The organism is Arachidicoccus rhizosphaerae (assembly GCF_900107765.1).
Lineage (GTDB): Bacteria > Bacteroidota > Bacteroidia > Chitinophagales > Chitinophagaceae > Arachidicoccus > Arachidicoccus rhizosphaerae.
In genome coordinates this window covers 112,135-126,345 of record NZ_FNQY01000007.1, presented here as the reverse complement: position 1 = coordinate 126,345, position 14,211 = coordinate 112,135, and the positions used below count along the sequence as shown (strand labels likewise).

Below are 14,211 nucleotides of genomic sequence, written 5' to 3'. Positions count from 1 at the left end.
CCTGTTTTATTTATTAAAGGCCGGATTGAGCGGTCAATTTACCCAAACCAGGTATTGCAGTTACATCAGAAATCGAAATACCCTTTGTCGCTACTGCAGTAGCAGGATCTACCACATATACAGTTGGATAACCGCTGGTAGTCACAACCGGGATATAGGCTTTCCCATCTGCCGTAAAGGGCCAACCTGTAGCCGTAATGTTATCGATACTTGGGAAACCTGTTGTAATCAAAGTGGCTGTTTTAGCCTGCATATTCGCTATTGCATAGTGAGTAGCGCTGGTATTAGACGTTACTCCGTCGGTTTCATTATAGAGTTCTAACAAGAAATAATCGCCTTTAATATTCCAGACTTTGCGCAATTTATAGCCACCTGTTGCGGACTCAATATCAAAATAATAGTCCTGATCAAAGCTATCTGCTCCTTTATTAATACGCAGCGCACCAGACTTCTTAGTGGTTTCATCATAACCAGTTGAGAAAACATAAGTATTGCCGTCTCCATCGTTGGCCAGTTGTCCATATCTGGCTGATTTGAATTTCCCTCCAGAGTAGCTAAGGCGATCGTCTTTATAAATTTGCTGTACCTGCATATCAGCCCCTATTCTTGCGACGTAAATACTATCCAAATTTACGGGATGCTCATCTGTCGTGGCCGTCAGCATAACGGATGTGAAAAAGTTATCACTTCCGGCGTCAGCGACTCCTACAAAATTCGCGGTCTGGTCTCCAATAAAGTTCTCAGCTAAAACTTGATAAGGAGTGATTAAATTATCATTATCCAGATCAAAGGCATAAAATACCGAGCCTGTTTTATCAGCATATGGCGAAGTAAGGGTTTCATTATTGGCCGCTGCTACAAGGTAATGACTAAAGGATCCAATTGTATTGAAGCCCTTATCCAGAATAAAATCATTGGTCTGAGTTAATGCACCTGCTGCACTTAACTGAAATACGGAGCCAGGAGCCGGATTGCCCTGTCTGTATTCGATCGCAAATAACGCGGTTGTTCCATTATACCCCCATTGAGTATATGTACCTTCATGCTCAATGGTTCCCGGATATTGGGTCGTAATAGTGGTATCTTTAGATAAATCATTGACAGCCATTACATAAGTAAACCCGTCAATGGTAGCTGCCACAAAATATTTACTACTGGATTCTGTTTCCGGAGTCGTGGAATCGCTTCCGCTAACATCACTTTTGCTACAACTGCTGTAGCCTGCCATTAAAATCACGGCCGCACAGTAACCCATTAACTTCGAGGAGAAATGTTTCATTTTATTAATTTTTAATTTTTACGATTATAGATTTGAAAAATTTGATCCGATTTTTAGGTTAGTTTTCAGGATTTTTAATTTCTTCATTCCCTGGAACGGCCATGCCTGTGTCTGCTGACGGGGCTATCGTCCTGTTGTTTTTTCCTTGACATTAAATAAACCCTGAATTTTCCATAAATGGCTCGCCCGGGTTTTAGTATACCAAAATTATCTGATAGTTCTGCTCCCGTAAGATTTTGCGCTTCTAAAGTAAGATTGTATTTACCCTGGTGCATGGTATAGGTAATACTCAGGTCATGAGAGATCTGGGTTGGCATTACTAATTTACTGGAGGCATTTCCAAGGCTTTCCCAGTTCAAATAAAATTTCCCTACATAATTAAGACTATATTCAATATTTAATACATTGCCTTTTCCTCCCAGCCCATGCCAATAATAAGCGGCATCCAGATTACCGAACCTATAAGGAACATTTGGCATATGATCCTTATAGGTTGCACTTGTGACATCTCCTAAGGCGTCTCTGTTGGGTTCATTATTATACAGGTCCATGGTCGTAAAAGTGCCCCCGATCATGGCTTTATCCTTGTAATAATAACGTGCCTCGATATCTACTCCAAGATTTCTGGTATTTCCGAAATTTACTGCAGAGTAAACTTCGGATCTCGGAAGGATAATTCTTTGGATATAATCCTTAGTATCGCGGTAATAGCCACTGACGTCCACGTATAGCACGTCTTTACCTGGTAGCTGCTTATTTAGGGTTATACCTAAATTATAATTTAAAGATTGCTCCGGTTTTAGGTCCGCATTACCTGCTTCTTCTGTTTCATCTCCGAAAAGCTCCTTATCAGAAGGTAACCTATAGGCTTTTTCCAAAGATGCTTTAAACTGCAGATCCTTAAAAAAATAAGTAGCCGCAAAACCATAACCTGTTGTATTACCACTTTCTGACCGGAGCGCATAATCAGGATGCGCCTCGTCACCTTTATTATAAGGGCCATCGACCTTTTGATAATAATTTTTCACAAATAGGTTGGTATTCCAATTATTATTGGGTCTAAATCGATAAGCCAGGCCTAAAACGTTCTTAAGACTTTTTCTGCGCATTTTCTCAAATTCACTCAGCTGCTCCTCAGGCAGATCTGATTCTATTTTTCTTGCATATCCTGTCTGGGCATCATTTACCGTAAAGGAGTGAACCTTATTGATCCGGTAACTAAGATTCAAGGACGTCGCATAGTTATTGTTATCATAATCGGCCAGCCCATCAATTCCTCTTTCCCCTTTACTCATGGCCATCACTCTCTGTCCAAGCCAGTTATATTTATAACTGGAGGTATCCACCGTATGATTATTGGTAAAATTATAATTGCCGGAAAACCTAACCGTTAATCCTTTGACAATCAAATCCCTTTTATAATATTCTACATTGGGCTGTATCCCCTTGGACTTAGCCAGGACATCCCCGTAAACGAGTTCTATATCACCTGGCGCATTTTGAATTTCCCGGTAATCCTGGCTTACAGTAGCACCGAAAAAGAGACGGTCTGCCCATTTTTTGCCTACCCACCCTAATTTGGCCACCATCCCTTCATTATGATAGGCTCCATGGAAGCGTTTAAACCATAAAGTATCTCGTCCGATATTACCGCCCGCAGTCATCAGACGGCTTTTTATTTTATAACTATTATCAGAATAATTCTGATAGGCGTTTACCTGAAAAGAAAAACCTTTGGGTGTGGTGTGTCCAAAAATAACATTGGTTTTATGTGTATTAAAGGAGCCATATGAATAGGAAGCATCCAAAAAGGTATTGGTGGTTCTGTTCGTTACAATATTAATGGCGCCCCCGATCGCATCAGAACCAAATTCTATTGGAACGACCCCTTTGTAGACTTCTATTCTTTCTGCAAAAGATACTGGAATATTATTCAGTTGAAAAGAAGAAGAATTTCCTTGCATAGCTACACCATCAATAAAAACTTTGATATTTCTGCCAGTAAATCCATTAATGGAAACGTTCAGTTCCGATCCCAGCCCTCCGGCTTCTCTTAATTTCACCCCTGAGGCTTTTCCCAGCAGATGCCCGAGATCCATCGTAGAGTTATATTTTGAAGTGGCATTCAGCGCTACCACATTAAATGGAGACTCTCTCACCGTCTGGATAGCAGATTTACTATTTACGGCAACATCATCTAACTGTCGGGTTTTCCCTTCAGTCATCCGGATGGATAAAACTTGTTCCTTATCAATAGGAAGTTCAATTTTTCTTTTTATATCACCATAGCCTATTTTACTGAAAATCAGGACAATTTCAGATTTGTCTTTTTTATCCATCATACCGTCACGCTTCGGTTTCGGGCTATTGTGAAAGTGCACACTGAAACACCCCATGCTATCGCTCTCTGCTTTTTTACCACTTCCTCCAATAAAAACATCCACCCCAGAAACCGGACGATCTTCACTGTCTAAAATTTTTCCCTGAATAACCGACACCCTGGAGTCCTTTGCATTCATCCGCTGCCCAAAACCTGAAAAATTGATGGACCCAAGCGTACATATAAGTAAACAAAGTAATACAGGTAAGAAATGGTAAAAAAGATTCTTTTTAAGCACGATTTAACTCCTTGAATGGTTATCAATTTTAAATTCTGCGCGAAAGTATATTAGCCTCAGGCCGTATCGTTTTCGAAATGCGGAAATTGATTGTTGATTTTGGGACTAATCGACAAACTATCAAAATCTATCGATATTCTTGATTATTAAACGCTTAGTTTTAATCAGCATTTAAGGGAAAAAATGATTTTCCCTTTTTCGACAACCCTAAGAAGTGTTTAGGATTAATTTTGCAACACGATTTTATAAAAGACAATGAAGGGACTATCTAAAGATTTATATCTAAAACTAATATTACATCTACTAATATGGATACTGGTAGCCATACTATTATTTATCTACCCATCCTACCGGTACAATGTCCCCGCTCTTCCCGGTGATTTTGTAATAAAACAGGTTGTCCACTTTTTACTAATGTTAGTGGCTTATTATTTGAATGCCTACTTATTAGTACCCAAACTATTGCTTAAACAACACTACAGTTTGTATACATTGACTATTGGCATTATAATGATTTCTGCAGGATTTTTTATGGCAGGGGTCGATAATATTCTTGATTTGCCCACCCAGATGCAAGGCATTTGGCTCAAAGGCATGGAAAAAAGTTATTTTGACCGTTTTGGTCTGGCAACAACGGTTATAACACTGGGAATTAGTACCAGCATCTCCCTGATAACAAAAGTAAATAAAGATAATAAGGCCTTGCTAAAGCTGGAAAGAGAAAATTTTAGTATGGAGCTCTCTACTTTAAAAGCACAAATCCATCCTCATTTTTTCTTTAATACCATCAACACCATTTATGCATTGAGTTATAAAGAGGCAGATAAATCCCGCAGCGCCCTTTCCATGCTGTCAAAAATAATGCGCTATAGCCTTTATGAAACGGCGCAACCTAAGACAAATCTGGACAAAGAACTGACTTTTATCCTAAATTATATTGAGGTAATGCGGCTTAGGCTACCTACAGATACCCAGATAGATTTTAAGTACCCTTCACCCGTAAAACCCATGGACCTGGCGCCCATGCTGCTGATCCCTTTTATAGAAAATACTTTTAAGCATGGCCTGCATGAAGAAAGTGGCGGCCGGATAAGCATTCATGTCGAACAGTTTGATGATGGCATCGGGCTAAAGACAATCAATTCGTATAAAGAGCCATCAGATCCAATGGAAGATAACCCCAAAAAACATGGCGGTATTGGCATACAAAATACCATCAGAAGATTAGACTTACTATATAATGGGAAATATGACCTGCAAATAAAAAAGCACCAGGACAGGCATTTATTTGAATTAAATTTTAAGTTACAATTGTCATGATACTCAACTGCATCACTATTGATGACGAACCATTAGCACTGGAGCTGATCAATTCTTTCGTGCAACAAACCGGTTTCTTAAGACTTATTGGCTCCTACCAGAAAGCATCTTTAGGACTGCAGGCTATCCTCACAGAAAATGTCGATATTGTTTTCATGGATATACATATGCCGGGCAGTTCAGGAATAGAACTGGCTCAGGCCTTAAAAAAGAGTAAAACGGCGTCTCCTCCTAAAATTATATTCACGACTGCCTTCAACCAATATGCTTATGAAAGTTATCAGGTAAATGCTTTGGATTATTTATTAAAGCCCTTCGAATATGAGGAATTCCTTAAAGCCGCATTAAAAGCAAAAACAAATTTAACCCCGAAAACGCTTAATGATTCTTCCGATGACTACGAGTCCCTTATTGTAAAAAGCGGCTACAAACAGGTCCGCGTTGCCATCCCTGATATAAAATATATTCAGGGATTGAAAGATTACGCAGCTATTCATTTAAAGACACCTGGCTTAAAGCCAATAATTACCCTGAGTACTCAAAAATCATTACTGGCTAAACTTCCACCAGAAAAGTTTATGCGGATACAACGATCCTTTATCGCAGCAATGGATGTTATTTCTTCTTTTTCACTCAGTAGTATCTGGATCGGTGATCTGGAGATTAAAATTGGTGAGAAATATAAACAAAGCGTACAGGAGCAATTAAGTAAAAATAATTAATGCACCCAAAATCACACTAGTGGATTATTTTTAATGAAGAGAATCTTTATTTCCTCTTTATAAATATTGCTAGGATACAATCTTAATCTGATAAATGGATAATAAGCCCTCTAGTCCATCCCTAGAGAAAACTGCACCTTTTATCTGATTTTGTTCAGGATTGATCTGATAATGTATGGCACCGCTAAAATCAGCTTTCTGTAATAGCGTATGATCAAATTTAGCCTCCCATAAGTCAGAGCCTGTAAACCGGGCATCCTTCAATTGGGCACCGGTAAAATCTACCCCCCGAAGCGAACAGTTCAGAAAATTCGCCTTGCTCATTTTAAGGGCATAAAAACTGCTGTGATCCAGCTTAGAATCAGCAAAGGATATTTCCAGGGCAAACGGGTGACAACTATCAAATAAAACACCGCTAAGCTTACATCCTTCAAACTGCACCTGTTGAAATATAGTCTGTTCCACCTTAGCCAAGCTCAGATCACAGTTTTCAAACCGGCACTCGTAGAATTTTAGGGTTGAAAAATCAGCTTCCTTGAAATTACAGTTAGAAAACATGCAGTTTTCGAATTCATTTACCTCCGATGGCCACCCCTGCGACTGCTGAGACAGGTATTCAAATTGCTGATCCAGAATTATCTTTTCTGACATGTTTATTATTTTACTACATAACTTACTAATATTCAATATGCAAATCATAAAAACATATTAATAATAAATGTTAATTATGAATTATTTTTTACATCATCGACTCTTTGGCATAATAATTAATGCTAATTTAGCATAAATTCCATGGGAAACTAAATTCCAGGTGTCGATTGAAAAAGAGTAATAAGCTTTTCCTTAGGAACCAATTAGATCTCATCACCTTTGTAGCCTTTTTATATCAACTGGCTACAAAACATTAGAAAATATATGGATTTACCCCTAGAAGGGCTACAGGTAAAATCATTTACGAGCGTTTTACAAGGTAGTAATAAGGAGGACAGGACCGCATTAAAACTCTTGAAACAAATCCAAGGAGTCGCAGAAGCAACCACTCCAGAAAACACAAACAAGAAGATGATAGAACTCGTCATTGATGAAAAAGAAAATACCATGATTGTCAGCGGCGCATCTGGTCCGGTTAAAGTCTTCAGTCATGCCAGAAAATTATTACTCATCCAAACAGCAAAGGATAACCAGGCGCATTTTAAAATCAGTCAACTGAAAAAAGGCCGGTACTTCCTGGAAGCAGAACACCAATTTTTTGAATTTGTCAGATAGTTGATAGATTTTTTATACATGCTAAACAGAAGAACTGACATTAAATAATTAATAATTTGATGTCAGTTTTTTTATTGCTCCTCCTCCTTTAAGAAACTACATTGACAGTTAATTAATGCAGCTTCTTAAAGGAGTTATACTTTTTTGCCATACGTTTCCAATATCAAAACATTTTCTCTATTATTTTTATTTTATCGGCCAACATGTAACATAATCCCTTAACTTTATAATTGAAAAGAAAACACTTACGGGGTTTTGCCCAGTTTTCTTTTGAAATACAAACAGACGCGGACTGGCATTAAACAACATTAGACACCAGAATAAAGGCTAGCACAAAATTAAAAGGGGAGGCAAAATGAGGAAAATTCAACTAAACAGGCTTTGCATTCACGATTTATACATTACAGATAATTATATTGTCAGATTCTGACAATCGTCGATCTATTTTCGTGGTGTAAAACGAAGTCAAAATAACCGTTTGAATATCAATATGTCTATACCCTTAGCTTGATATTAGATTAAATAACCCTACCAACCGGTTATTTTGAACAAATACTCCACTGACGCACAACCTAACAAGCAACATGAAAGGGCCTATTGTTCCCATACCTGAACAATAGACCTAATAGGGAAGGTATATTTTTTAATCTGATGAATTAGAAATATATATTATTTGCATGCTTGACAAATTGAGTGCGATAACAAGGATAATTGAAAAGATCAAAAGATTTCCCGTGACTTTCGAGAGTATGCGGGACTGGATTCGGTATGAAAATATCGAAATCTCTGATCGTACCTTATATCGGTACCTAGAAGAAATTAAGAACCTTCCATTAAATGATGGCAGGATTATTACTATTGACGGAGATTATAACAAAAAGACCTGGAAATTTGAATATGACAAAAGCGCCCATGAATTTGGCGAAAGTGACATTAAAAGCTTTTTGTTATTAAAAAACCTTGCGCCCTGCGCCTTAACACAGAAAAGGCAGGGATCAATTGAGAAAATAGAAGAAGTTTTATTTAAGGCCCAAAGTAAGAGTAAGTTTGAATACCACATGCAGTCCATGCCACAGGCTCAGATAAAAACATCCAGTTTTAACGAGTATGTGTATAGTGAAACGGAACAGCATAATCTGGACACCTTAATCTGGGCCATGCAGCATAGTCGGAAATTAAAGATTATGCAGGTAGACGTCAATACGAAGACTACCAATTCTCAAATGAAGTTACCCGTTATCATGATGCCCATGCAAATTCTCTATCATAATGGGAGCATCTATATTCTTCTACTAATAGAAAGTTCACTTGAGCTCATGATTTACGATTTATCCGCCATCAAACAGTTTGATATACTTGAAAATATATTCAGCATCCAGAAATATATGGATCACTTTTATGCTGAAGCCAATAAACGTTTTGGAGTGGCTCCCAATTTTGATCATGAGCTTTATGAGATAAAATTAGAGTTTAATAACTCTGCAGGATCCTATATCAGTAACAGGTTCTGGCATTGCACGCAAAGGTTTGGTCAAATGTCAAGCGGGAAATGGGAAATGTGTATGAATCTTGGTATTAATGCAGAGTTGGTAGACTGGATTTTTGGCTGGGGCAATCAGGTAAAAGTACTGGGCCCTGAATTACTACAGCAAAAGCTAAAAGAGAAACTGGTGACCATGATGGATACCTACCTCAATCTGACCCAGTGATTATATGATTTTTATTTAAAGCACAAAGCCTGAAAATAATAAAAGGAGAAAGAATAAAAACACAATAAAATAGATAAGTAAATAAAAAGAGTACGACATACATTAAACTGATATCTATCGCCTTTTTAAACTAACAATTAAAAATTCTTTATCAGTACTTTGGACATTTTTCAAGAATATAAGCAAGCCAAAGCAGAACATATAATTAAGAAAGCAATTTTCTAACATATAGTAATTCAATTCATTATCACCTGAGTTATGAAATCCCTTCATAGTTCCGGTGATTTTTTATTTAAAACCTGCCATAATTATCTTGCTGTAAGTCCCTTACTACCAATCGCATTGTCAGCAATTGACAATACCAAAAATAACTTTACACTTCAATCATATTCATAACAGCAAAATTCAATTGTACCATGAAAACATTTTTACTTAGAAATCCAAAACGAATACTGGCTCTTGCTAGCCTCGCCGGTGTTTGCGGACTAATCGGAACGGCTAGTGCACAGACACATTTAGTTAGGGAATATGCCAACTTCCAATCTACTGATGCGACACTATTATTAGCTAGTGTAACTAACCCTGAGAATGCAATAGATGGAAACACGCAAACATATTCAACGTTAGATCTTACAGCAGAAGTATTAGGATTAACCCATAGTACCCAATATCTTGGGTTTTCTACTGATGGAACCCGAGATAATTTAGAAACAATCTCTGCTGGAAAAACCATTTATATAAAATTCTCTACTAGCTCAGATTTAGTTTCGGCACTTGGAAATATTGAAATAGGGACATTTACAATGGCCCCCACAGGCTTTTTGGGAGCATGGGTCACAACACCTACTTCCGTTTACACTTCTACGAATTTAGTAACCCTTTTAAATGGCTCAGGAACTAATGAATTAGCTATAGTAGCTCCTTCTAATTGCAATGGAGTGTATATTAAATTGTCTGCAGCCGTAAGTCTATTATCGACTACGGATTTATTCCATGCCTATGTTTTAAATTCAGAAGCTGGAAATGCTGGCTGCCCAACAAATATTGATTATCTATCTGGAGTTGAAGCCGCAAGCGGTGTCGCATTGGCCAATGTGACATCTACAGTAGCTGATGAAGCCAATGCCTTTGACAATGATGATAATACAGCAGCCACTCTTAGCACTGGGGTAAATGCCTTAAGTGAAGCTTATCTAACAGATATTTTAAGCACTCCTGGTAAAGCTGGAGATAGTGTACGTGTGGTATTTAATAATCCGTCTGGAGGAGTTTTAAACTTAGATTTGCTATCAGGTTTTACCATACAAGCCTATAATGGCACTACCGCAGTAGGAGATCCAGTTGCAGTAAATTCAAGTTTAATTAATCTAGCTCTACTCCCTGGTTCAACTACCAAGACAATCATTACAGCTCCAGTTCAAGGAACAAGTGCTGGTGATTTTGACCGAATTAAAATAACTTATGGCGGGATTGCCCAAACGTCATCTCTACTTGGGAATGGCACTCTAGCCATTTACTCAATGGGTGTACTAGTTCCGGCCCCACAAACGAATAATGTAGCACATTCTACAATTTATACTTATGTAGGGAAAAGTGTAACTCTAACTGCAGCTCAGAATGCAAATAATGACGCAATTTTATGGTACGATAATCCAAATGGCACAGGCTCTACTGTTTCTACCACTCAAACAGGATTAACGGCTGGCACACATAATTTCTACGCCAGATCATCTAGAGATGGTTGTACTGAAGGATCTGCCAATGACACAATAACTGTAAATGTTGCATCCATTTTACATAATTCTTTAACTAATGCAGCAGTCGGTTCTCCATATACTGGAAAATTGGATATAACTGTTGAAACTGACCCGAATTTACCCTTCACTCCAGTTTACAAATTGTCCAATATTGTTGGAACATTAGATGACGGCACAACCATCAACCTTAGTGGAATTAAAAGCTTCAACAATATTGCTATGGCAAACATTCCTGCAATGTACGGATCTGGACCAATGAGCAGTCTTAATGCGAATTTATTCGCAGCTGATCCTCTTGACGGCGGTTTACAAATGGATGAAGATGGTAACATTTCTGGCACCCCCACACAAGAAGGGACTCTTCATATTACTGCCACAGTAACCGACGTTGCCAATAGTCTGGATGCCGGACCTATCGCAACAGATTTAGTTATTGGACAGGCCCTTCCCGTTACACTCACCAACTTTGATGTTAAACTGGACGATAACAAAAATGCAGTGTTAAGCTGGACAACAGAATCTGAACAAGGTAGCATCCGTTTTGACATATTGCGTTCTAATGATGGATCCAATTTTGCAACGATCGGTTCTGTAGATGCAGCAGGCGTTTCAACACATACCAAAAACTATAGCTTTACCGATCAGAACCCAGGAGCTAAGAGCTACTATAAATTAAGCATCGTTAAAGCAGATGGCATTGAAACCTCTAAAACTGTAAGTATTGCAGGTGGTAAAGTAGCTGGCTTCTCTATTACTCCTAATCCGGCAAGCAATAACTTAACCATCACGGGAATCAGCAACATTAAATCTGTTAGCATTTATGATGCAAGTGGACGACTGGTCCAAACCGCAACCAATAGTTCTATAAGTGTTCGCAATCTGTCCGCAGGTATTTACTATGTAACAGTAATAACTACGGATGGTAATAAGACAAACGGTAAGTTCATTAAAAAATAAAGAATAAACCTGTTATGAAAAGGGGCTCTTCAATTGAAGAGCCCTTTTTTATTTTTAGCTGTAATCTTAATGCTTGCTTTGATTTTCTTGTATCCCGTCTAAAGATTTCCAGCGATTATTTGTATAAAACTTACATTTCGTATTTATAACCTATACGTCTGCTTTTTTAATAATATAAATGACGGAGCTGAATTTTTTGGGATCCCCGGCGGCTTTTCGGTTAGAATTAAGCCCTTCCAGGAAGGCTCTGAACAGATTGCCTTTCCCATGCCGGTATCCTTCACTGAGCATGCTGACATAATAACTGTCAAATTTCATGGGTAGCATCTGGATGACTCTAAGTCCATGCTTTTTCATCAGCACTTCCATACTTTTCGGGGAAAAATGCCATAGATGTCTAGGCACGTCCCAGGCGGCCCAGTCTCTTCCATAGTATTGTGCATCAAAACTGGTATAATTGGGTACCGCAATAATCAGTGAACCATCAGGTGTCAAAATCCGCTTGAAGGTATCAAGATACTCATGCAACTGATGCACATGTTCAAGAACATGCCATAGGGTTATTCCATCATAAGTATCACCATTCAAGTCAAATAAGTGACTCAGATCTTCTAGTTTCATCTGATAGTCGCGCAGCGCATTATGCCTGGCATCCTGGTCCGGCTCCAGACCGGTGACTTTCCAGCCTGCTGCCTGCATGACACTGGCAAATGCACCTGTCCCCGCTCCTACGTCCAGTAAATTCCCCTCCATCTGACCGGTAGCCTGACGAACAAGCGCCAACTTTTGCTTTAATGTTCTTTTACGAACTGCATGGTATAGTCGGTTGACCAGTCCCTTTTTCGTATTACTATGGGAGACGTATGTATCTGACTTATAGTATTTTCCAATATTTTCGGGAGACGGTACGGCTTGCGTGAACCTAAATGAACAGTCCTGGCAGCCCCAGATTTCAAAAGTCTGCTTAGAAACCGTATGATCTTTTGCTTCCAGTGCTCTTGAAACTGCATTACTGCCACAAACCGGACAAACCCTATGCACAATTGTATTTTCCATAAAATGCTAGACGGTCTAGGCCGCCCTTGCGGCAAAATAACAAATTTAAAATGATATATTTTGTGATAATCCCAAGACAAACCTAGTAATTTTGCAAAATATAAGGCACTTTATAGGTGATTGATTTTTAATCAACTAACTTCACGTTAGATTTATGCAGCAAAAAGTCTCCATAAGAAAGACCATCAAGCAGCTGGGTTTTTATGCCCCTATCACAGGATATTTCTGCCTATTTCTCATAGGCTCAGCACTTTGTTTTGTCTGGTTGAAGGCGCAGCCTAAATTGCCGGATACACCATTTCAGGACGTCTTTGTGCTCTTATTAAAGATAACCTTATATGTAAGTCTCACTTTTCTGTCTCTTTCTTTAATAAGCGTTCTGCTTTCCTGGATTTTCTTTTACTTCAATAAAAAAAGAGGAAAAGTCCAGTTTCATATTAAAACCAGGCCCTTTGACACTCCTTATCAGCCCATTGAGCTAAAGCTCCATCCTATCCTTCGTCCCATTTTGGGATATATCAAACTGCGATTTGTATATGATAACGGTACTTTTTCTGATAAGATTCAGCTGGTTGAGGATGAGCATGCCAACTGGTTTAATCAACAGTTAGAAGGCTTTTATGACTGGAAAATAGAAAATATCAGGGAATACCGTATCTCCAGCGTTATTGTTTATTTTGAGGACTTTCTGCAGTTCTTTTCCATGGCCATTAACCTGGCCAGCTCAGAGAGATTCTATACTCCTCCGGTAAACGGACCGTTAAACAGCATTTCGGCCGATCACCGCAATACGGAAAAAAGAGTCCACCGCATAGAACGCATGCGGCGGGTAAAAGGCGATTTATTTAATTATAAGAAGTTTGAGAATCAGGATGATATAAGAAGAATTGTCTGGAAAATCTATGCAAAAAACAGAGAGCTGGTCATCCGTACTCCTGAAATTTTGGAGCCATATGCCTCTCATATGCACTTATATGTCTCCTTCTATTCCGATTACATAGAAGCGCATAATGAGATTACGGATGAGCCCATGCTTAATTTCTATAAAAATACCGTCTGGAATATCTATCAGTCTATTAAAAAAGAACACACTGATCTTAGATGGGTGTCTGACCAACCGGAAAAAGCCGTCACCTTTGACGGACATCCCATCAAAGAAGAAGAAATTAAGCACTTAATCGCTTTAAGTACCTGGCAACATAATAAAGATTTACTGAATTTTGTCAATACCAAACAGGCGGCTATCGTTGTCATCTCTTCCCTAACGGGAGTAGAACAGGTGCAGCAGCTAGTGGCAGAATATGGCAAAGAAATCACTTTTATCCTTGTTCCTTTATCCAACTGCATCGGCAAACAGAAATTCTCCAGTTGGATTTCCTGGTTCTTTTTACAGGCAGAAAAGGACAAAAGAGCAAGGTATCAATCCAGATGGTCACTTTCTCCTTTAAGAAAGCAACTTATCTTAAATGAAAGAGCCTTAAAAGAAACAATCAACTCCATTCCACAAATAAATTAAGCGAACAACGA

The 14,211-nt window shown here is 38.5% G+C and carries 10 protein-coding genes; 6 read left to right on the top strand and 4 right to left on the bottom strand.

All coding sequences use genetic code 11. The features are described 5' to 3' along the window. Positions 1 to 13 precede the first annotated feature (13 nt). Complete coding sequence (locus BLU80_RS07820) at positions 14 to 1,279, bottom strand: DUF4374 domain-containing protein (RefSeq protein WP_091396181.1); 1,266 nt, start codon at positions 1,277 to 1,279, stop codon at positions 14 to 16. A gap of 83 nt (positions 1,280 to 1,362) precedes the next feature. Next, positions 1,363 to 3,798 (bottom strand): TonB-dependent receptor, encoded by a 2,436-nt coding sequence (locus BLU80_RS07815; protein WP_091396176.1) that lies wholly within the window; start codon positions 3,796 to 3,798, stop codon positions 1,363 to 1,365. A gap of 354 nt (positions 3,799 to 4,152) precedes the next feature. Between BLU80_RS07815 and BLU80_RS07810 the strand changes: the two genes are divergently transcribed. Both BLU80_RS07810 and BLU80_RS07805 read left to right on the top strand, forming a co-directional pair. Then, positions 4,153 to 5,217, top strand: a complete 1,065-nt coding sequence (locus tag BLU80_RS07810) for a sensor histidine kinase (RefSeq protein ID WP_091396173.1) — start codon at positions 4,153 to 4,155, stop codon at positions 5,215 to 5,217. After that, on the top strand, positions 5,214 to 5,939 hold the full coding sequence (locus tag BLU80_RS07805; protein ID WP_091396170.1) for a LytR/AlgR family response regulator transcription factor: 726 nt from the start codon (positions 5,214 to 5,216) through the stop codon (positions 5,937 to 5,939). Before BLU80_RS07810 ends, BLU80_RS07805 begins: the two co-directional genes overlap by 4 nt. Before the next feature lie 69 nt (positions 5,940 to 6,008). Here BLU80_RS07805 and BLU80_RS07800 read toward each other — a convergent pair whose 3' ends face one another. Further along, positions 6,009 to 6,590, bottom strand: a complete 582-nt coding sequence (locus BLU80_RS07800) for a pentapeptide repeat-containing protein (RefSeq protein WP_170831177.1) — start codon at positions 6,588 to 6,590, stop codon at positions 6,009 to 6,011. Positions 6,591 to 6,854: 264 nt separating this feature from the next. On the opposite strand from BLU80_RS07800, the gene BLU80_RS07795 reads away from it, so the two are divergent. From BLU80_RS07795 to BLU80_RS07785, 3 genes are all read left to right on the top strand, one after another. Further along, positions 6,855 to 7,205 carry a hypothetical protein gene (locus BLU80_RS07795; protein WP_091396163.1) on the top strand — a complete coding sequence of 117 codons (351 nt, stop codon included), beginning with the start codon at positions 6,855 to 6,857 and terminating at the stop codon, positions 7,203 to 7,205. Positions 7,206 to 7,882: 677 nt separating this feature from the next. After that, the gene (locus tag BLU80_RS07790; RefSeq protein WP_091396161.1) at positions 7,883 to 8,914 is read left to right on the top strand and encodes a helix-turn-helix transcriptional regulator; all 1,032 of its coding nucleotides are present in this window, start codon (positions 7,883 to 7,885) and stop codon (positions 8,912 to 8,914) included. Positions 8,915 to 9,330: 416 nt separating this feature from the next. Then, positions 9,331 to 11,628, top strand: coding sequence for a T9SS type A sorting domain-containing protein (locus BLU80_RS07785; protein WP_091396157.1), 2,298 nt, complete (start codon positions 9,331 to 9,333; stop codon positions 11,626 to 11,628). A 150-nt stretch (positions 11,629 to 11,778) separates the two neighbouring features. Here BLU80_RS07785 and BLU80_RS07780 read toward each other — a convergent pair whose 3' ends face one another. After that, on the bottom strand, positions 11,779 to 12,684 hold the full coding sequence (locus BLU80_RS07780; RefSeq protein WP_091396154.1) for a class I SAM-dependent methyltransferase: 906 nt from the start codon (positions 12,682 to 12,684) through the stop codon (positions 11,779 to 11,781). A 154-nt stretch (positions 12,685 to 12,838) separates the two neighbouring features. On the opposite strand from BLU80_RS07780, the gene BLU80_RS07775 reads away from it, so the two are divergent. Continuing rightward, positions 12,839 to 14,200 (top strand): DUF58 domain-containing protein, encoded by a 1,362-nt coding sequence (locus tag BLU80_RS07775; protein WP_091396150.1) that lies wholly within the window; start codon positions 12,839 to 12,841, stop codon positions 14,198 to 14,200. Positions 14,201 to 14,211: the final 11 nt, after the last annotated feature.

What these genes read in the sequence shown, in the direction of transcription:
- BLU80_RS07820 (WP_091396181.1), bottom strand. Translation starts at nt 1,279, where the DNA reads ATGAAACATTTCTCCTCGAAGTTAATGGGTTACTGTGCGGCCGTGATT.
- BLU80_RS07815 (WP_091396176.1), bottom strand. Translation starts at nt 3,798, where the DNA reads ATGAATGCAAAGGACTCCAGGGTGTCGGTTATTCAGGGAAAAATTTTA.
- BLU80_RS07810 (WP_091396173.1), top strand. Translation starts at nt 4,153, where the DNA reads ATGAAGGGACTATCTAAAGATTTATATCTAAAACTAATATTACATCTA.
- BLU80_RS07805 (WP_091396170.1), top strand. Translation starts at nt 5,214, where the DNA reads ATGATACTCAACTGCATCACTATTGATGACGAACCATTAGCACTGGAG.
- BLU80_RS07800 (WP_170831177.1), bottom strand. Translation starts at nt 6,590, where the DNA reads ATGTCAGAAAAGATAATTCTGGATCAGCAATTTGAATACCTGTCTCAG.
- BLU80_RS07795 (WP_091396163.1), top strand. Translation starts at nt 6,855, where the DNA reads ATGGATTTACCCCTAGAAGGGCTACAGGTAAAATCATTTACGAGCGTT.
- BLU80_RS07790 (WP_091396161.1), top strand. Translation starts at nt 7,883, where the DNA reads ATGCTTGACAAATTGAGTGCGATAACAAGGATAATTGAAAAGATCAAA.
- BLU80_RS07785 (WP_091396157.1), top strand. Translation starts at nt 9,331, where the DNA reads ATGAAAACATTTTTACTTAGAAATCCAAAACGAATACTGGCTCTTGCT.
- BLU80_RS07780 (WP_091396154.1), bottom strand. Translation starts at nt 12,684, where the DNA reads ATGGAAAATACAATTGTGCATAGGGTTTGTCCGGTTTGTGGCAGTAAT.
- BLU80_RS07775 (WP_091396150.1), top strand. Translation starts at nt 12,839, where the DNA reads ATGCAGCAAAAAGTCTCCATAAGAAAGACCATCAAGCAGCTGGGTTTT.